The 20,258-nt window shown below is 53.6% G+C and carries 17 protein-coding genes; 2 read left to right on the plus strand and 15 right to left on the minus strand.

What is annotated here, in order from left to right; translation table 11 throughout:
• Window positions 1–92: 92 nt before the first annotated feature.
• The 14 genes from PCI15_RS17765 to PCI15_RS17830 all read right to left on the minus strand — a co-directional run bounded on the left by PCI15_RS17765 (window position 93) and on the right by PCI15_RS17830 (window position 16,180).
• Window positions 93–1,583, minus strand: coding sequence for a transporter substrate-binding domain-containing diguanylate cyclase (locus tag PCI15_RS17765; RefSeq protein WP_271271265.1), 1,491 nt, complete (start codon window positions 1,581–1,583; stop codon window positions 93–95).
• Between the two features lie 114 nt (window positions 1,584–1,697).
• Window positions 1,698–2,540 carry a prenyltransferase gene (locus tag PCI15_RS17770; RefSeq protein ID WP_271271266.1) on the minus strand — a complete coding sequence of 281 codons (843 nt, stop codon included), beginning with the start codon at window positions 2,538–2,540 and terminating at the stop codon, window positions 1,698–1,700.
• Window positions 2,541–2,579: 39 nt separating this feature from the next.
• Window positions 2,580–3,953, minus strand: coding sequence for a prephenate-dependent tRNA uridine(34) hydroxylase TrhP (trhP, locus tag PCI15_RS17775; protein WP_271274648.1), 1,374 nt, complete (start codon window positions 3,951–3,953; stop codon window positions 2,580–2,582).
• 50 nt (window positions 3,954–4,003) lie between these two features.
• Window positions 4,004–4,564 carry an RNA 2',3'-cyclic phosphodiesterase gene (gene thpR / locus PCI15_RS17780; protein ID WP_205657997.1) on the minus strand — a complete coding sequence of 187 codons (561 nt, stop codon included), beginning with the start codon at window positions 4,562–4,564 and terminating at the stop codon, window positions 4,004–4,006.
• Between the two features lie 123 nt (window positions 4,565–4,687).
• Complete coding sequence (locus PCI15_RS17785) at window positions 4,688–5,773, minus strand: coiled-coil domain-containing protein (protein ID WP_271271267.1); 1,086 nt, start codon at window positions 5,771–5,773, stop codon at window positions 4,688–4,690.
• A gap of 175 nt (window positions 5,774–5,948) precedes the next feature.
• The gene (pepQ, locus tag PCI15_RS17790) at window positions 5,949–7,250 is read right to left on the minus strand and encodes a Xaa-Pro dipeptidase (protein ID WP_271271268.1); all 1,302 of its coding nucleotides are present in this window, start codon (window positions 7,248–7,250) and stop codon (window positions 5,949–5,951) included.
• Complete coding sequence (locus tag PCI15_RS17795; RefSeq protein WP_271271269.1) at window positions 7,247–8,221, minus strand: LysR family transcriptional regulator; 975 nt, start codon at window positions 8,219–8,221, stop codon at window positions 7,247–7,249. Before PCI15_RS17795 ends, pepQ begins: the two co-directional genes overlap by 4 nt.
• Window positions 8,222–9,376 carry a M14 family metallopeptidase gene (locus tag PCI15_RS17800; RefSeq protein WP_336296715.1) on the minus strand — a complete coding sequence of 385 codons (1,155 nt, stop codon included), beginning with the start codon at window positions 9,374–9,376 and terminating at the stop codon, window positions 8,222–8,224.
• A gap of 66 nt (window positions 9,377–9,442) precedes the next feature.
• Window positions 9,443–10,471 carry an ABC transporter ATP-binding protein gene (locus PCI15_RS17805; RefSeq protein WP_271271270.1) on the minus strand — a complete coding sequence of 343 codons (1,029 nt, stop codon included), beginning with the start codon at window positions 10,469–10,471 and terminating at the stop codon, window positions 9,443–9,445.
• 1 nt (window position 10,472) lies between these two features.
• The gene (locus PCI15_RS17810) at window positions 10,473–11,471 is read right to left on the minus strand and encodes an ABC transporter ATP-binding protein (RefSeq protein ID WP_271271271.1); all 999 of its coding nucleotides are present in this window, start codon (window positions 11,469–11,471) and stop codon (window positions 10,473–10,475) included.
• 4 nt (window positions 11,472–11,475) lie between these two features.
• Window positions 11,476–12,429, minus strand: coding sequence for an ABC transporter permease (locus tag PCI15_RS17815; protein WP_271271272.1), 954 nt, complete (start codon window positions 12,427–12,429; stop codon window positions 11,476–11,478).
• 2 nt (window positions 12,430–12,431) lie between these two features.
• Window positions 12,432–13,406, minus strand: a complete 975-nt coding sequence (locus PCI15_RS17820; RefSeq protein WP_271271273.1) for an ABC transporter permease — start codon at window positions 13,404–13,406, stop codon at window positions 12,432–12,434.
• A gap of 162 nt (window positions 13,407–13,568) precedes the next feature.
• Window positions 13,569–15,122, minus strand: coding sequence for an ABC transporter substrate-binding protein (locus PCI15_RS17825; RefSeq protein ID WP_271274650.1), 1,554 nt, complete (start codon window positions 15,120–15,122; stop codon window positions 13,569–13,571).
• 374 nt (window positions 15,123–15,496) lie between these two features.
• On the minus strand, window positions 15,497–16,180 hold the full coding sequence (locus PCI15_RS17830) for an aspartate/glutamate racemase family protein (RefSeq protein ID WP_271271274.1): 684 nt from the start codon (window positions 16,178–16,180) through the stop codon (window positions 15,497–15,499).
• A gap of 138 nt (window positions 16,181–16,318) precedes the next feature.
• On the opposite strand from PCI15_RS17830, the gene PCI15_RS17835 reads away from it, so the two are divergent.
• Window positions 16,319–17,590: an NAD(P)/FAD-dependent oxidoreductase gene (locus tag PCI15_RS17835; RefSeq protein WP_271271275.1), complete on the plus strand. Its 1,272-nt coding sequence runs from the start codon at window positions 16,319–16,321 to the stop codon at window positions 17,588–17,590.
• 281 nt (window positions 17,591–17,871) lie between these two features.
• A complete protein-coding gene (locus PCI15_RS17840; protein WP_271271276.1) occupies window positions 17,872–18,864 on the plus strand; it encodes an isopenicillin N synthase family dioxygenase in 993 nt (330 codons plus the stop codon).
• 83 nt (window positions 18,865–18,947) lie between these two features.
• On the opposite strand, the gene PCI15_RS17845 is transcribed toward PCI15_RS17840, so the two are convergent.
• Entirely contained in the window at window positions 18,948–20,135 is a 1,188-nt protein-coding gene (locus PCI15_RS17845) for an MFS transporter (RefSeq protein WP_271271277.1), read from the minus strand.
• Window positions 20,136–20,258 lie beyond the last annotated feature (123 nt).

Here is a 20,258-nt window from a genome sequence, read left to right on the forward strand (position 1 = left end):
ATAATTATAAGTGCGCCGATTATACACACATTACGCCTGACAGGCCTCACAACTTAGTCTGATAAAAACAGCAATGTCTTTCCTGAAAGCGCTCACAATACAATCGGCGGCGACTCCAGTGAGTCAAAGGCTTCAACCCGGTTACGGCCTTTCTGCTTGGCGCTGTACATGGCCCGGTCGCTGTAACTGAGCAATACTTCCAGGTTTTTGTCCTGGCTGGAATGCACCACCCCGATACTGATCGTCGAGGTTAAATACTCACCGTTGCTCAGCGCTATGGGCGTATTGGCAATGGACTGGCAAATCCGGTTCGCCACCTTCATGGTGGTTGCAGGGTCGCTTTCCAGCAAGGCAACCACAAACTCTTCCCCGCCAATCCGGCCGAACAGATCATTTTCCCGTAATACCTGCTGACAGATTCCCACCACGGCTTTCAGCACCTGATCACCGGCGGCGTGGCCATAGGTATCATTGATCTGCTTAAAGTGGTCAACATCAAACATCAGCAGTGCCAGCGATGTGTCATAGCGTTCAGCACGCCGTAATTCCTGGCGCAGACAATCAAACAGATGGCGGCGGTTCATAATACCGGTCAGCTCATCGGTGGTCGCCAGACGCCGCAACTTGCTTTCCAGCGCCTTACGTTCTTCCAGTTCTTTCTTCAGCGCCTGAGTACGTTCGCGGACCTGATGCCGCAACATGCGGTTCCAGACAAACACCATAATCGCCAGCAACACAAAAATACCGCCCGCGATTTGCAGCAGCAACTGTGGGGTCAGTATCTGCCCTTCATATCCCAGATTAATCCAGCGACGGAAAATCGTCCGCAGCTCATCATCGCTGATACTGTCCAGCCCTTTCTGGATAATTGTCACCAGCTCCGGCCAGTCATTTCGCACCGCGAAGCGCAGCTGCCAGGCAAAGCCGGACTCACCGGCCACCCGCAGATTCGTCAGGCCGTCACGCTCAATATAAAAAAGTGCCGCCGCATTGGTGGCAATGATGGCATCCGAAAGGCCGTAAGACACCATACGCAGACCGGTTTCCAGATCCGGGACTTCCAGTACGTCGAGGTTTGGATAATTCTCTTTCACATATTCACTGGATGCATAGCCCTTAATCAGCACAACCTTATGGCCATCAAGGTCCCGCATATTGAGCGGCCCGTCGAGATCCTTACGGACCACAATCACCGCCGGCAGGCGGATATATGGCCGGGTAAAGCTCATGTATTCCTGACGTTCAGGCGTGATTGCCGCCGCGCCCCAGACATCCACATCGCGGTTTCTGGCAGCCTCAACCACTTTATCCCAGTTGGTATACTGAATAACGTTCATATCCAGCCCCTGACGTTCTGACATAATTTTCAGAAAGTCCGCGGTGATCCCCCGGTAAATATCATTTTCATCAAAGAATTCAACCGGCGGATAATAGGGGGCCGGGGCAAAACGGATGTCAGGATGCTGTTCCAGCCAGCGCTCCTCTTCCCGGGAGAGCATAAACGTATCTTCGGCCAGCAGCGTGCCGGAGAGTGCGACTCCCAACACAATCAACATCCATTTTTTCAGTAGCAAACCAATCAAGCTCAGACCCCTGAGAACTGCAATAAACAACCTTATACATCAGGCTGTTAGAAAATTTTTTATTTGTTATCTCCCTAAGGTATTGGGGCGATCAGCACAGGTCAACCGGCAAGTTCACAAAGTGGTAAGGTAAAGCAATCCGAACAACAGAAAAAAACGTCCGGTGGCCGGTGGCAGCTGTTTCCGGGCGTGCTGCCCCAAACCGGCCATTAAGAATAAGGGAATGCCCAGAGGGGCAGACACTATCAGCGGCCAGATGATCTGCAAATCACCCACCAGATACAGCGCCGTACAGCTGATCACAACCAGCGCCAACCCCTGACGGTATAACCTGACAGCCGCCACCAGCCCCTCCCGTACGGTAAGGGTTCGGCAGCCCTGCGCCCTGTCGGTTTCAAAATCCCGGATTTCATTGGCCAGCAGCAACAGGCTGGTCAGCAAGCTGACCGGTATCGACAACCGGATTATGCTGCCATCCAACCGGCCGGTGAGAAAATAAAAGCTGCCGCATACCATCAGCACACCCATCAGCCAGAACACGGATGCTACCGCATAGCCACGGCGTTTCAGGTTAAGCGGCTCCAGTGTGTAACCCAGCGCACCCAGCATGCCGATGAACACCAGCAACAGCGCGGGCCACCCCCTGAGCAGGATAAAATACAGAGCAACGGCTGAGGCTGCAGCAAAACACACAACAGCAATGCGGACATTGTTACGGATCAGCCGGCGGCTGAGTGCATCCCCGGCTAGCAGAGGTAAGTCACTGTAGTCATTGATCAGGTTCACCCCGGCCTGTAACAGCACCGCGGCACTCAGCAGGCTAAGCGCCTGTAACCAGTGGATATCGGTAACGCCGGCCGCTGCCACGGTGCCTGTGAGGCAGGTGACCATGGCGACCGCAAATGAAAATGGCCGCAGTGCGCGGCCAGTCCGATACTTTTCTGCCATGGCAATCATGCGATGTCAGTGTCCCTGTAAATTAAATGTCCCTGCGACTCAGGATGCTTCAGCGCTGCTATATGCAGGTGCATTCGGCAGGTTGCGCATCAGCAGTGCGTATTCCATATCAGCAGCAAAATGCACCGGAATCCGCATGAAGTGACCGGAGCCCGGCGCGGTATCCTTCGCTTCGCCCTTAAGGTTTTCCATCTGTGAAAGCGTAAAGGTGTGGTTACCGGACGGCGTCATCAGCTCCAGCTGGTCACCGACGGCAAAGCGGTTTTTCACTTCAACATCAATGGTTCCCTGCTGTTCATCACGGCCGATAATCTCGCCGACAAACTGCTGGTGTACCCCAACAGAGCTGCCATTCTCATAGTTCTGATATTCATCATGCACATGGCGGCGGTAAAACCCTTCGGTGTAGCCGCGGTTTGCCAGATTCTCCAGCGTGTCCATCAGCCCCATATCAAACGGCCGGCCGGCAGCGATGTCGTCAATCGCTTTGCGGTACGCCTGAGCCGTACGGGCAACGTAATAATGTGACTTGGTACGGCCTTCAATTTTCAGTGAGTGAACACCCATTTTAGCCAGACGGGGCACGTGCTGAATGGCCCGCAGATCCTTGGAGTTCATGATATAGGTACCATGCTCGTCTTCATAGGCAGGCATAAATTCACCGGGACGGGTTTCTTCCTGCAGCAGGTACATTTTATCGGTTGGCTTACCCATGCCCAGATCAGGCTGAGGCTGAGCAGATCCAGCCGGATCGAAGTTCTGTACCGGAATCAGATCACCGCTGGCGTCCTGCTCCGCTTCGTGGGCATCATATTTCCAGCGACAGGTATTGGTGCAGGTTCCCTGATTCGGGTCCCGGTGATTGATATAACCGGACAGCAGACAACGGCCGGAATAGGCAATGCACAAAGATCCATGCACAAACACTTCCAGCTCCATTTCCGGACACTTCTCACGGATTTCTTCGATTTCATCCAGCGACAGCTCACGGGAAAGAATGATCCGCTCAACACCGGCCTGATGCCAGAATTTCACGCTGGCCCAGTTCATGGTATTGCTCTGCACCGACAGGTGAATCGGCACATCCGGCCATTCTTCACGGACCATCATTATCAGCCCGGGATCGGACATGATCAGCGCATCCGGCCCCATTTCGATTACCGGACGCAAGTCATTGATGTAGGTTTTCAGCTTGCTGTTGTGCGGCATGATATTGCTCGCCAGATAGAGCTTCTTGCCCTGCTGATGCGCAATGTTGATGCCCTGCTCGAGCTTTTCAAGATTGAAGTCGTTGTTACGCACCCGCAGGCTGTAACGGGGCTGGCCGGCATACACGGCATCGGCGCCGTAGGCAAAAGCGTACTGCATATTCTTCAGCGTACCCGCCGGAGAAAGTAATTCAGGCTTAAACATCATAAGTCTCTGCTTATTAGCAGGATGCGCCGGAATCAGCAGAGCTTACATCAGGCCATATCCTGCAAAGGGATTTCAAATAAAGGGGTATAGATCGAACCACGCTCGCCTGGTTTACTTTGGTACAGGATCACTTCGTCTGCCAGGCTGATAAGATCCAGCTCTGGCCAGTGCTCAGGTACATTGAACCGGTTCTCTGCCGGTAAGCGGCCTAACGTGATGTGTGGCTGAAAGTCTTCTTCGGTATAAGCAATGCCCGCTTCCTGCGCGACCTGCATCATCAGTTTATTCAACTGGCTCAGCGCCTGATGTTCAGGACTCATGGCCGCGATCAGCGATAAATGCTTATTCACCGGATAGTACTGGGAGGTATTTATATGCACCTGAAAAGAGCGGAAATCCGCAAGATGCTTACCTGCTATCTGTTCAAGACGATCAACTTGCTCGAGACTTATATTCCCCATGAAGCATAGGGTTAAATGATAACATTCTGAATCGACCCAGTTAACCTCTACATGCTTATCAAACTGACAAAGTGTATCAGCATGATCAGCCAGAGAGCGGGCAACAGCCCCGGGAAGCGGTAAAGCAAAAAAGGCACGAATTTCCATTACGTACTATTTTCCTTCAGTGTTATGAACCTGACACCCTGGATGTCAGGTTCGGTATTCTTACTCGGGGTTTAGCGGCACTGCAAAACACATTCATCAGAATGTGCCCGGTACCCGCGGCATTTATTGCAGGCTTTCTACCTGTAACTGGAGATTATTAAGACGCTGACGGATCCGTAAAAGTTCCTTGTTCAGCACCAGACGGGAACCGTCAATCGCTTTAACAGCCTGTTCATTGATCTTAACCCGGCGTTCCAGTGACGCGGCAGTTGCACCGCCCTGACTTCCCTGCGAACCTACCTGATCAATACGGCGGTTCAGATCTTTACCCTGCTGGGATAAAGCCACACGCTGCAGCTCCTGACCTTCAGATAAAATCTGGTAATCCGCACTCAGCGCTGCCAGATCAGCCCGCACCTGCGCCAGCTGTTTGCTGTCAGCACCGCTGCTGCCGCTGATTTTCTTATTGGCTGCCTTAAGTGATTTATCCTGTGCCTGAAGGCTCTTTTCCAGACTGGCCAGCTTGGTGCTGACTGACTTAATCTGCTTATCCAGACCGGCATTAACCCCGGCCAGATCCTTACCCAGCTTATCAATGCTCTGCTGACTGGAAGCCGCAGACTTATTGACCGCTTCCAGCTCACCACTCAGGGTTTCCACTGCAACCAGACGGGTTGTCAGGCTATTCAGCGACTTAGCCTGCTCCGCCGAACCGGCATTCAGTTTATCCAGCGTTGTTGCCTGCTGGCTAAGTTGTTCTGTGGTTTGTTTATCTACTTTTGCCTGTAAGGATGTCAGCTGTTCAGCGAGCGCCTGAATCTTCTGATCTGCTGTTGCAGCCCGGTTGTTTACCCATTCAAGCAGGGATTCATCAGACTGCTCGACACTGCTTTCCGCGCTCTTGAGTAATTGCTGTAACTGGACGATCTGCCCGGATAAATCTTCAACCTGTTTTGACTGCGCAGCCAGTAACGCCTGTTGTTGCAGGATCTGGTCCTGTTGCAACTTCCCCCAATAGCCCAGACCGGCAACCACGGCTGCCAGCAGCAGTACGACCATCAGGATAAAACCCTTACCCTTTTTTGCCTGCTCGGCATTGACAGACTGGGCAATCACGCCGTCACCCAGCTTAGTTTCAGGGGATTGTTTCACCAGACTGGGATCAGCCGGTCCGAAACTCGGGACTTCCAGATTATCTTGCTCACGCATCTATATAAGATCCTACAAAAAATGCTCTGTGTGGCCGGTCTTTCCGGTGGCACATCAGGGAAACAGACCGTTGTTATGCCGGCCTGCATAGCAGGCCGCAAATGGCCCTACATCACTTGCACTATAATATGAGCGCTGCCAGCATCCAAGTCCCGGCGGTATTTTAACGGCAGTTTTACTGTGCTGCGACAAACGCATCACGGGTAAAGTTTTCAATCCCTTGCGCAGTAATCAGCACATTGTCCTCAATCCGGATGCCGCCAAATGGCAGCAGGTGCTCAACCAGTGCCCAGTCGATCAGCTCTGCGACCGGTGACTGACGTAAGGTTTGTAACAGGCTGGGGATAAAATAAAGACCCGGTTCAACGGTTAACACGCTGCCGGCTTCCAGGTCTCCGGCATAACGCAGGAAGGGATGTTCCGCCGGTGGCGCAGGTTCAGTGCCCAACTGGTCATGCTGCCAGGCGCCTACGTCATGCACCTGAATGCCCAACAGATGCCCCAGACCATGCGGGAAGAATACCCGGGTCACACCTTCTTCCAGCTGAGTATCCGCCGAAGCCCGGACAATACCGGCCTGCTGCAGAATGCCGGCAATCTTACGATGCATACCCAGATGCAGATCCACATAGCTGACACCTGCCCGCATCTCGCTCAGCGTTTCCAGCTGCGCCTGTTCCATGGCCGCCAGCAAGTCGGCAAACACACCGGCCTCAGCGGCGTAGGTACGGGTAATATCCGCCGCGTAGCCAAGATAGTTCGCCCCGGCATCGATCAGCAAGGTACGGTGCTGATCCGGCAGGCTGCGGTCCTGCCACTGATAATGCAGCACCGCAGCATGTTCATTCAGACCGACAATGTTGTCATAAGGCAGTTGTTTTTCGTTATGTGCGATCGCCGCCAGATAGCCCTGATGAATCTCATACTCAGACTCACCGGCACGGAAGCCCTGCTCAGCCCGCAAATGCCCCTGCACGGCGAGAATATTCGCTTCGCGCAAGCAATCATGTTCCCATTCAGACTTAACCCGGCGCACCCGGTGCAGCTCCTGGATCAGCGCCTGTGGATTATGCGTCCAGCTGTCGCGGGCAAACGCCGGCATGTGCTCGGTAATCACAGCCAGATTATCCTGGCTGACCGGAGCACTGTCTTTGATCGCTACCACGTCGAACGCTTCGGCCCACCAGTCAGCCGGCAGTTCCGGGGTCACATGCCAGAAGTCATCGGCCATCACGAAATACAGAACCGGCTTTTTACCCGGCTGAACCAGCAGCCAGCAACCCGGATGCTGGGTCAGAAACGGCAGCCAGTGCACAAAATTCGGATTGGCTTTATAGGTATGTCTGTAATCGTCCTGAAAACGCAGGGAGGAACCGCCTGAGCCGATCAGTAAACCGTCGAACCCGGCATCCGCCAGCAGGTTTTCTGTGGTTTGCTGTAATCTGTTCAGGTGGGAAAAATAGGCCTGTTGATTCATGAATTAACCGACACCTTATGGTCATCTCCCACCGCCAGCGATACCTTTTCTAACGGCAGGGTGCGCTGTAAATGGGGCCAGAGTTTTTGTAATTGTTGATTCTGATTAAGCCGCGAGCGATACAGGCGGATCTCCACTGGAATATTCCAGCTCTGATCGGCAGCAAAATCGAGACGGTTATAGCGGAAGTTATCTTCCAGCAAGGTGGTGGGCAACCAGCCCAGACCAAACCCTTCCTTCACCATGGCCTTGGCGCTGACCGAGTTGACGTTCTCGTTCATGGTCAGCAAGTGCGGCGCAGGCTCCCGGCGCTGCAGAAAGCTGCGGATCACCGGCTTCAGAAAAGCATTATCGTGATAGCCGATAAACGGCACCGGGTGGCGCTTGCTGCCAGGTAACTGATACAGAGGTTTGCCGTCGTCATCCAGTGCAGTTACCGGCACCAGTTGTTCCTGGCACACCAGAATATGCTCAAAACGCTCATCGGCCAGTGGCTGTAAAAAATCGATGGTCGGGTGCCAGTAGCACAACACCAAATCACATTCGTTATTACTCAGTGCCTCCACAAAATCCGCCCCCATCCAGGTGGTAGATTTCAGGTTGTGCACCATATCAACATCGAGATCGCCGGCCAGCGGCATCAGCCAGGACTTCCAGAAACCCAGACACAAAGACTGGGTAGCCGCGAATGTCAGCCGGTTACTCTGTTGCTCCAGAATATCTTTACAGCGGCTTTTGGCATCATGATGAATGCGGGAGATCTGTTCCGCCGAGGCCAGAAACACTTCTCCCGCTGCCGTTAACGACAGCGGCAGCGTGTTACGGTCAATGAGCGTGACGCCCATTTCCTCTTCCACCAGTTTAATCCGGCGGCTCAGAGTAGGCTGGGTAACATTACGGTCATCCGCGGCACGGGAAAAATTCCGCGTACGCGCCAGGGCAATAAAATCTTCCAGCCAGCGAATTTCCATTTAGCAGGCGTCCCCGGACTCAGTCCGGTCACGGTTCTGCAACCAGTCTGCGATCGGATCTAACAGGCTTGCCCCTAATTTTGCAGAGCGGCCTGCTGACCAGCCCTGCACCGGGTCCGGCTGCAGGTCGTAATCTTTGAACGGCATTTCCAGCGTCATGGCCGGGCAGTTGTGATGCTGCCCCACCCAGTTGGAACACATGGTCAGGGTCTCTTCCCCAAAGACACCCGGCTCATAGCCCCGTTCCATCTGGAAGTCTGGATTGGCCGTCATCAGCACTTCCTGGAAACGCTGCTCTGCCGCCAGAATCGCTGCCGAAGTGTCCGGAATGCCTTCCTGACCGGCAATGAAATTACACGGCAAGGCTTCATCGCCGTGGATATCCAGATGTAAGTCCACCCCGGTCTGGGCCATTTGCTGACGGACCAGATATACTTCCGGGCTCTGTTCCATGGACGGTGTCATCCACTCCCGGTTAAGGTTCACTCCGGCTGCATTGGTCCGCAAATGTCCCCGGACTGAACCATCCGGATTCATATTTGGCACCACGAAAAACACCAGTTGCTGGCTCAGGCGGCGGGCCTGGGCATCGTCATTATCGAACAGACGCTCCAGAAAACCTTCCACCAGCCATTCTGCCATGGTTTCACCGGGATGTTGCCGGGCGGTCACCCAGACAGCCGCTTTGGCCACCGCCGGATTACCGACCACCAGCAGATCCAGATCCCGGCCATCCAGGGTTTGCCCTAACCGGACACTGCGACAGTTGCTGTGCTGTTCGGCCCAGGCCAGCAGGTCCAGATGGCGTTCATAGCTGTACGGCGCAAAGTAGGCGTAATACAGGCTGTTGGTTTCCGGCTGGTGCTCAATCACCAGTTCGCCGTTTTCGTACCGGGTGGGTACCCGAAACCAGTGCTCCCGGTCATAGGAAGCCACGGCCTGATAATCTTCCCAGCCATCCACATAGGCGGCCTGATCAGCATTCAGCAAGCGCATGCGCAGTTGCTGGCCGGCGGCCCCCTGAACACGGTAAAAAAACCACTGAAAAAAATCAGACTGATGATCCTTACGGATATTCAGCTGAATATCCGCAGGGTTACGCTGATCCACTACCTCAATATTACCCGCATCAAACGCGCAGCTAACGGTAAGCATATTCGTTATTCTCTTTGGCTAGGCTCGAATGTGATATACGTACTTAAGAATAAGCATTATGACGTATTAATCGATACGCTGCTCTTCTACGGCGTGACACGCAACCTTAATGCCACCCTCTGTTGACATAAGTTGTGGCTTTTCTTCCCGACAGCGGTCATTCGCGTAAGGACAGCGGCCATGGAATACACAGCCGCTTGGCAGATTAACCGGTGTGGATACCTCACCCTGCAGCTTAATGTGATTCGGACGGTGATCCGCCAGTTTCGGAATTGCCGACAACAGCGCCTTGGTATAAGGGTGCCGTGGCTGATCAAATACCGTATGGCTGTCACCGATTTCACACAGGGTGCCCAGATACATAACCGCTACCCGGGTACCAAAATGTTCCACCACGGATAAATCGTGGGTGATAAACATATAGGTCAGGTCGCGCTGTTCCTGTGCATCCATCATCAGGTTCAGCACCTGCGCCTGAATGGATACATCCAGTGCCGAAATCGGCTCATCTGCAACGATGAATTCAGGGTCGACCGCCAGTGCACGGGCGATACTGATCCGCTGCCGCTGACCGCCGGAAAACTCGTGGGGGAAACGCACGCCCCAGCTCGGATCAACCCCCACAGAATGCATCACCTCATGCACCTTGTCCCGCACTTCCATACGGGACCACTTAGGGTTGTGAAACTTCACCGGCTCAGACAGGGTTTCGGTAATCGTCATTCGCGGGTTAAGGGATGCAAAAGGATTCTGGAAGATCATCTGCATCTTTTTACGGTAAGGCAGCATCTGCTGCGCCGACAGGTTATCAATCCGCTGGCCATCATAGCTGACGGTACCGCCACTGGGCTCCAGCAGGCCCATCACCGTACGGGCAACGGTAGACTTGCCGCAGCCGGATTCACCGACCACGCACAGGGCTTCACCTTTAAAAATATCCAGATCCACACCATTGATGGCGTGAACAAATTCCTGATGGCGCTTGATCTTACCGCCTTCGAAACGCAACTGATCCAGAAAATCGCCGGAAATAGAAAAGCGTTTATACAGGTCCCGGACCTGCAGCAATGACTGCTTTGATTCTTGTGCTGACACCTTATGATCCCCCTTCCTGCGCCTTGTTTTCGGACTGCGCAACCAACTCTTCAACCATGTGGCATGCCACCAGACATCCGCCGGAGCGGGTAAATTCCGGAATCACCCGGCAACGCTCTGTGGCATAGTCGCAACGGTTACTGAACGCACAGCCTTTCGGGATCGCCTGCAGGGTCGGCATGGAGCCGCGAATCTGCTGCAAACGTTCACCGCGTACGCCCATCTGTGGCAGGGCATTAATCAGGCCCTGGGTATAAGGATGCTGAGCATCATTGATAATTTCTTTGGTTGGCCCCTGCTCGATGACCCGGCCGGCATACATCACCATGGTGCGCTGGGTAACCTGAGACACCACCCCAAGATCGTGGGTGATCAGGATCAGAGCAACGTTATTACGCTCACACAGCTCCAGCATCAGCTCCATGATCTCCGCCTGAATGGTTACATCCAGTGCGGTGGTCGGCTCATCGGCAATGATCAGGTCCGGGTCCATCAGCAGTCCAATCGCGATGACGATCCGCTGACGCATACCACCGGACAGTTCATGCGGATACTGATCCAGCCGCGTTTCCGGAGACGGAATCTGTACCTGCATCAGTTTCTGCAGGGCAATCTTACGGGCGGCGGCCTTACTGATCTCACGGTGGGCCAGCAGACACTCAACCATCTGATCACCGATGGTCAGCACCGGGTTCAGGGTCATCATCGGGTCCTGGAAGATCATTGCGATACGGTTACCACGGATGGTACGCATATCCTTGTCTTCCAGATTCTGCAGGCTCTTGCCTTCAAAACGGACGTCGCCTCCGGAGATCCATCCCGGCTGGGAAATCAGGTTCAGGATAGAGAATCCCAGAACCGACTTACCGGCACCGGACTCACCCACCACACCGATCCGCTCGCCGCGTTCCAGTGAAAAGTTGATATCCCGCAGGGCTTTTACTGCACCGCTGCGCAGACCAAAACTGACTTCTAAATTGTTAACTTCTAATAATGCCATTGGCTTACCCCTTATAAAGCTTCGGGTTCAGTACATCACGCAGCCAATCGCCCAGTAAGTTCATGACCAGCACCAGCACCACTAACACCACGCCCGGAATCACAGTGATCCACCAGATACCGGAGAAGATAAATTCAAAACCACTTGAGATCAGCGATCCCAGTGACGGCTGAGACACCGGCATACCCAGCCCAAGAAAGGACAGCGCGGCCTCAGAAATAATCGCATTGGCGATCTGTACCGTTGAGATAACCAGAATCGGCGACAGGGTATTCGGCAGAATATGACGGAACATGATCCGCGGCGCCCGCAGGCCCATGACCCGGGCAGCATCCACATACTCTTTTTCCTTTTCCGCCAGTACAGACGCCCGGACGGTCCGCGCATACTGCGGCCATTCCGCGATACCGATGACCAGAATCAGCATCACCATCGCCAGATCCTGATACAGCTGAGTGCCAAAGGTTGCCTGGAATACCGCCAGTACAATAATCGCCACCATCATGGTTGAGAAGGACAGCTGTACGTCTGCCATCCGCATCAGCAGGCTGTCGACTTTACCGCCCACATAACCGGCCACCAGACCGATACAGATGCCCAGTAAAGCCTGCAGCAGCACCGCACAGATACCGATTGTCAGCGACACCCGGGTACCGTAAAGAATGGTCGACCACAGATCCCGGCCCTGTGCATCGGTGCCCAACCAGAACGAAGCTTCCCCTTCTTCCTGCCAGCTCGGCGGCAGTTCAGAGTTCATAATATCGATACTGGCCGGATCGTACGGATCAAACGGAGCCAGCAGTGGCGCCAGTAACGCCATCAGCACGTAGGCCATGAATACCATGAAGCTCAGCTGAGCCACACGGTCAATTTTAAAACTGTGCCAGAAATGCGATTTCACAAATCGCTGCATCATGGTTGGCGCTTCATCCGCCAGTGCAGAAGATGTCTGAGTCATGATTATTTGCCCCCAAACAGTTTCACGGTTGGATTCACCAAACCATAAATCAAATCAACAATGGTGTTGGTGATGACGAAAATCGCACCAACGACTATTAAGTAAGCGACGATCAGTGGCGTATCTACCCGGTTTACCGCTTCCAGGAACAGGAAGCCCATGCCCGGCCACTGGAACACCGTTTCCGTCAGAATGGTATAGGCCACCATGGTACCAATCTGCACACCACCCACGGTAATGACCGGCAGCATGGTATTTTTCAAAGCATGTAAAAAATAAATACGGGTCGGCGAAAGGCCTTTCGCCCGGGCAAACTTGACGTACTCAGACTGCAAAACTTCCATCATTTCCGAACGGATCAGACGGATAAACAGCGGCAACATAATCGACGCCAGCGTAATACATGGCAGTATCAGATGCATCAGCCCGTCGGCGGTCACAAACGCCGTATCCCAACCGAAGATATGCCCCGCTTCGCCACGGCCATATGACGGCATCCAGCCAAGCTCAATAGAAAACAGATAGATCAGGCCAATGGCTGTCAGGAATACCGGAATCGAAATACCCACGGTACTGAAGCCCATAACCAGTTTAGAGAACCAGCTGCGGGGCTTGATGGCCGCGTAAACCCCCAGCGGTACAGAAAAACCGATAATAATAAGGGTCGCACCAAATACCAGGTCCAGTGTGGCCGGCAGTTTGGCAAGAATCACCTGCAGGGCAGGTTCTTTAAAGAAGTAAGACGTCCCCAGGTCACCCTGGACAGCATTCTCAGCAAACCGAAGATAACGTTCCAGAAACGGGTCATTCAGTCCCATTTCCTCACGAAGCGCATGACGCTCCTCTTCCGATACCGACTGCCCCACCAGTTCCCGCAACGGGTCACCCAGGTTGTCCTGTATCGAAAAACTGATGATGCTGATCACAAACATCACCACGATAGCTTGTGCTAAGCGTTTGATTAAAAAAGCGAACATAGAATTCAGCCTGCAAACATAAGTATTTTCGGTCGGGTACAGGATACCCGTCCCGGCTAGCGAGTAATTATAATTCAGTCGTTTATCTGATCAGGAATGAAGGGCTCAGGTCAATTGGCGAACTGAGCCCCCGGTTGCAGCCCGAAGGCTGCAGACAGCGATTTAGCGCTTGATTACCAGGTCACCCAGGTAAGGGAAGTTCATCTTGTTAACAACCGGCTCGATTTCGACACCTTTCGCAGATGCCCACGCCAGGTTCTGCCAGTGCAGTGGGATGAAAGCGGCGTCGTCATACAGCATCTGTTCAATCTGCTGCATCAGCTCAGCACGCTTGGCCGGATCGGTTTCAACGTTAGCCTGCGCCATCAGTTTGTCAGCTTCAGGGTTACAGTAGTTACCGCTGTTGTACTGACCCAGACCTGTATCGGCATCCGGACAGGCAGACAGGAACTCATAGAAGTTGTTGGAATCTTCAGTATCTGCATGCCAGCCAATCATCATGATATCTGCTGCACGCTCGTCAAAGGTTGGCCAGTACTGTGCTTTAGGCATCGTTTTCAGGTCAACCTTAATACCGATCTTAGCCAGCATGGAAACCACCGCCTGAGCGATCTTTTCATCGTTCACGTAACGGTTGTTTGGCGCCATCATCGTCAGGCTCAGACCGTCTTCGTAACCGGCTTCCTTCATCAGCGCTTTAGCTTTCTTCAGGTCGTAACGCGGTTTCAGATCCGGGTTGAAACCCAGATAACCTTCAGGGCTCATCTGCGCAGCAGGGGTCGCAAAACCACGCATGATCTTCTTAACGATACCTTCCTGATTGATCGCGTAAACGATTGCCTGACGAACACGAACGTCTTTCAGTGCTTCGACACGGTTCTGGTTCATCTGGAACGTGATAATACGGGTACCCGGCATAGTCACCAGATCAACTTTGTCACTGCCATCGATACGCTTATGATCGGTTGGCGGTACCGGCATCATGAAGTCCACATCGCCGGACAGTAGCGCGGCAACACGGGTGGGTGCTTCTTTGATCGGCGTCAGAACAATTTTATCAACGTTACCCTTGGAATCTTTATCCCAGTAATTCGGGTTGCGGGCAAACTCAGTACGTACGCCCTGCTCACGGTAAGTAACCGTATAAGGACCTGTACCGGACACATTGGTTGACGCAAAAGAATTACCGAACTTAACCAGCATATCTTTAGCATTACCGTTCGCGTCCTGACCGGAATAGAACTTGCTGTCCATCGGGAAGATGTAAGTCGCGTTGTTCAGAACCAGCGGGAACGGCTCTTTAGTCACCAGATCAAAGGTGTAATCGTCAACAACGTTGACCGACTCAAACTTGGAAAAAATGCCTTTAAAATCAGGGGAGTTCAGCAGACGGTCAAAGGTAAACTGGACATCTTTCGCAGTCAGCGGATTACCGGAATGAAACGTCACACCTTCACGCAGTTTGAAACGCATTGTCTTATCGTCGATACGCTCCCAGCTCTCAGCCAGGCGTGGCTCAAAGCCCAGGTTACGGTCCCAGCGAATCAGCGGGTCATACACCATGTGGGAAAGCTGCAGCATACCGCCAGAAAGCTGCTCGTGAATATCAAGCGTTACCGGGTCAGCATCATATGCCATCTTCAGGGTTTCAGCCTGCAGCGCAGTTGCAGACATGCTTAGCAATGCACCGGCAAGTAAACTTGCTGTTCTCTTCATCATGGGAAAAAATCCTATCAAGGTTTCGTTGTTATTCTTATGGAGCCGACCACCGGCCCCGTGGGGTTAACCCCTTCTTGTCTAGCAATACAGCCTAACCAAGCCCCTGACTTTCACCAATCGAAATACTAACTACCCCTATACAGGATACGTATGTGCCCCCTATGCATAATGCGTATACACATTCCGTATAGGCATTATGAATACCCCTTATCAAAGCAAATACAATAACGGAATCAATAATATAGAGCACAAAAACATACGGAGGCACCGCCACAGCTCCTGCCTGTTTCAGGATCTTACCGGGAGGACAATAAAGTGGAAAAAACTTTTCACATACAGGAGAAAAGTATCGCTAACCTTCGCCCAAATACTTATAAATGGGCGTTTCTGACCCAGTTAACAGCGGTCATCAGATCGTATACCGGTAAGCCGGTGTGCCGCTTAATTGCCGCTCTGTACGGGGATAAATTCGTGCATTCCAGCACCAGCACCCTGATACCCGGCTGTCGCTGACGCAGAGCATCCACCGCCATGAGAACATCCTGCTCAGCCTGTTCCGCATCCAGTTCCGTTTCATCCTGGCTGATCACCCGGTACAGCTCCTTTCCCTGCTCGATACCGGCAATGCCGATCTGCTCATCAAACCAGCCATTAAAATGCAGTGCGGTCAGTTTACGGCTGTCGAAGGTCAGCACACCGATTTCCGCCGGCCCGTAAACCGTGCGCAGGAATGGCATCAGCACCAGCGAGCTGGCAATAACCGGCACCTGATACCGTGCCGCCAGCGCATCCTGCATGCAACTGAGAAAACCACAGGACGTCACCAGCAAGTCAGTACCCTGTGCCTGTAACTCATCGCCGGCCTGTAACAGAATCTGCTGCAGGGCTGCTTCCGGAGCCTCACTGCCCACCACATTATCCACCCGGGCCGCATCCACCCGCCGGATGATCACCTCACAGGGCAGTGAATCCGGATTGCCGATATCACCGGGTAAACGGGGAAACCGGGTGTTCAGCATGAGCACCCCAACTTTAAAACTATCCACTTCAGCCATTACTTAATTTAAAACCTGTTCAGCCATTCATTCCGATATCTGAGACACTAGGTGATCTCAAAAAAACTGTATACAATACTGTAGACTAAAACGTCTACCATAACTATAACGCTAAAGACCGGAAGATACGTTCATCCCATGCTGCAAGATCAAGCTCCGAATTCCGCAGGCCATAAGCCTTCTGTGTGTGTACTGGGTGCCGGCATTGTCGGCGTCAGCTGCGCACTCGAACTGCAACGTCAGGGTTACCGGGTAACGCTGCTCGACCGCAGCGAAGCGGTTATCGAAACCTCCTACGGTAATGCCGGCGTACTGGCCACCAGTTCAGTACTGCCCATGAATAATGCCCGGCTGTGGAAATCCCTGCTGCCCATGCTCACGGGGAAGTCTCCTTCCCTGCGTTATCAGACCGGTTACCTGCTGCGTAATTGCGGCTGGATGGTACGCTTCATGACCCATGCCAATGAAGCATCTGACAGCTACCGGATCACCGCACTCAGTGCACTGGTACGCAAAAGTATTGAACTGCATCAACAGTGGCTGACACAGGCCGACAGTCAGCAGCGCCTGCGTGCCACCGGCTGGCTGAAGCTCTACAGAACCCCGGAAAGCTTTAATGCTGCCGCTTATGAACGCCGCATGTTGCAGGATGCCGGGGTCGATATGCAAATTCTCAGCACTGAGGAACTGCAGCAGCTCGAACCGGGGCTGCAACAGACCTACCACAGGGCAACCTGGGTCCGTGATGCTGCCAGCGTGGATAACCCCGCGCAGGTCACCCTCGCCTACCGCCAACTCTTCATTGCCGCCGGCGGTCAGTTCCGGGTTGCTGATATCCGCAACGTCAGGCAGACATCACAGGGGTTTGAGTTAGCCACCGCCAGCACTGAGCTCAGCTGTGAAAAGCTGGTCGTCGCACTGGGCCCCTGGAGTAATGATCTGTTGTCAGCGCTGAACTGCAAACTGCCAATGGCCTATGAACGGGGCTACCATCAGCATTTCAGCAGCACTGCTGAACAGCCCCTCAGCCGGCCCGTGCATGATGTGGATGGCAGCTATGTACTTACCCCGATGGAACAGGGCTACCGGCTCACGTCAGGTGTTGAACTTAAGGAGCGGGATGCCCCCGCCAGTCCGGTGCAGCTTGAAGCCATCATCCCCAGTGCCCGCCAGGCATTCCCGCTGGGGCAGCCCCTCGATCAGCCCTGGCTTGGGCGACGGCCGACACTGCCGGATGCGCTGCCGGCTATCGGGGAAGTTAAAGAGTGTCCGGGGTTATGGCTGGCAACCGGCCACCACCACATCGGTTTCAGCACTGGCCCGGCAACCGGCCAGCTTGTGGCACAACTCATGTCAGGACAGGATACCGACATTGCCCCGCAAGCCTTCAGCCCAAACCGCTTCTCCTGAAACCTCTCAGCAGGATATCCCCTGCTGAGCCATTCCGTTTACGCCGCATAGTCAGACTTCCGCTCTGATACGCCCATCGGCGCCCTGCAGGCATTTAGGCAAATCTCTCAGGTTATCGGTAAATTGAGGCGTTCTGGCTATTCAAAAACTGTATACAGATTGGTATAAAGTACTATATTCAAAATCCGGCACAGCATTATTCTGCGCCGTTCATAATAAAAACATCCGGCGCAGGCATACTGTCTTCTGCATGTGTGCGTCTGAATTCGGGACTTCTGCATATGCAAGCGAACAACCAGGATTACGCTGCCGCTAAAGCTTTATCACCGGAAGATATTCCCGTGATCGACTTTGCTCCGCTGATTCAGAATGGCGATATCGAAGCCGTTAGCCAGCCGCTCATGGAAGCTGCACTGAATACCGGTTTTTTCTATATTAAAAATCATGGTATTGATCAGCGACTTATCGACAATGCACTGGAAACGTCAAAAGCATTTTTCCGCCTGCCTGCGGAACAAAAACAGGCAGTGGCTGTAAACACCTCACAGCGGGGCTGGCTGGCACCGGGAATGGCAACCCTGGAAGGCGCTAAAACCCACGATCTGAAAGAAATTTTCTTTACCGGTCCGGAACAGTGGTCCGATGCCCTTATCGCTAAAAAAGCCCAGATTCCCCTGATCGCCGATAACCTGTGGCCAGAATTTTACCCGGCCCTCAAAGATAACGTCGTGCCTTATTATGATGCCGTCTGTCAGCTTGGCCATCAGGTACTCAAAGCAATCGCCGTTGGCATGGGTGAGGAAGCCGACTTCTTCGCCAAACGTTATACCAGCCCACTCGGCCGGGGCCAGTTGGTGTACTATCCACGCTCCAGCTCAGAAGACGAAGCTCAGGAACGTTTCGGTGCTGCCGCACATACTGACTTTGGTGTCATTACCCTGTTACTGCAGGACAACAATGGCGGCCTGCAGGTGCTGAACAAGCAGAATGAATGGGTCGAAGCTCAGCCCATTGACGGCACCTTTGTCTGCAACATTGGCGACCTGCTGCATCGCTGGACCAATAACCACCTGTCTTCCAACCTGCACCGGGTGATTAACCGCTCCGGCCACGAACGCTTTTCAATGCCGATCTTCTTTGATCCGGATCCGGATGCCATTATCGATTCCCGGGACTTTAAAAAACTGGCGAATGAAGCGGCCAAATACCCGGCGGTATCCGTGGCAGATTACATCGACAGCAAAAACCGTAAAGCCTTCGCACAATATAAGTGACCATCAGCCCTGCGGCACCGCCGCAGGGCTTTCAGTACCTGCAGACCGGCACCCGCGAGTAATCAGCCGTAACATTCCTGCCTTCACACAACCCGCTCCGCCTCTGAATTGCCTCTTTCATGCCCACGCCGCGCCAGATAAAAACTCAGCGGAATCAGCAAACTTACGCCAAACAGCAACCACAGATAACTGTCATAGGAACTGCCCAGCAGCCACAGGGCAGCCCCCACCAGAGGTGCGACCGCCTGAGCAAGATTATAGGGTGCCGTCAGCAAGGCATTCACCCGTCCGTATGGCTGATCAGGGAAATAATCAATAATGACAATGCCTTTCACGATGATCAGACTGCCGCCGAGTAAACCGTAAAACACGATGATCACCACCCATAAAGGCACAAGCGCACTGCTTAAGTACATTGCCAGTAAAACCAGCGGCTGAAACAGGGTCAGCATGACAGCGGCACCGGTAGCCGCCCGGGAACGCAGTAGCAGCATTAGCCAAATACGGCCGGCAACCTGAACCGGCCCTAGCATCGCCACCAGCCAGATTGCCGTTGCAACGCCTAACTGCTTTTCCAGCAGGATGGCAAACAGATGAAAATTCAGCCCGGCCTGAATCAGGCCGTAGCCCACAAATGCAACCACCAGATACCAGAAAACACTCAGCCTGAGCACACCGTCCACGGTTTGCGACGCCGGTTTACGCACCTCAGGCAGTTTTTCAGGCGGCTTAAGCAGCCAGCAATAGATACCCGGGGCAATCAGCACATAGGTCAGCCCTAACACCGGCATCGCCATGCGCCAGCCAAAGGTATCAATCAACAACTGGGTATACGGCATGAAAACCAGACTGGCAAAGCCTGCCCACAGGGTCAGCCGCGGGATGATGTAACGGGCCTGCTCCACGCCGAAACAAAAGGTCACACAGGCAAACAGCGGCTCATACAGGCTGGCCGCCAGTGCCATCCCCATCAGTACGTACAGCGCGTATAATTGCCAGACCGCCTCAACCTGTGACAGACCACAGAGCACACCGGCGCCTAACAGCCCGCCCAGACACATCACCGCCCGGCCGTAGCCCAGATCAATCCACCTCCCCACCGGATAGGCACTGACCGCAGCCACTGCCATCGCCACGCTGCCAGCGGCATAGACTTCAAATCTGGACCAGCCATACTCAGCCAGCAAGGCTTCGGCCAGCATGGGAAAGCTGTATAGCAAACAGCCCCAGGCGCTCATCTGCGCGCCCCCCAGCCAGACAACTCTCAGCATGGCCCACAGCCTGACCGCGCAGATAGCAGGTTCCTCAGGAACTCAGGTAACATCGTTTTTCCACATCCGTTTTACTTTCAGCAACAGACACTCAGGCCGGTTCCCTCTTAATCACCCAGACTT

The organism is Aliamphritea hakodatensis (assembly GCF_024347195.1).
In the GTDB taxonomy this organism is placed as follows: domain Bacteria; phylum Pseudomonadota; class Gammaproteobacteria; order Pseudomonadales; family Balneatricaceae; genus Amphritea; species Amphritea hakodatensis.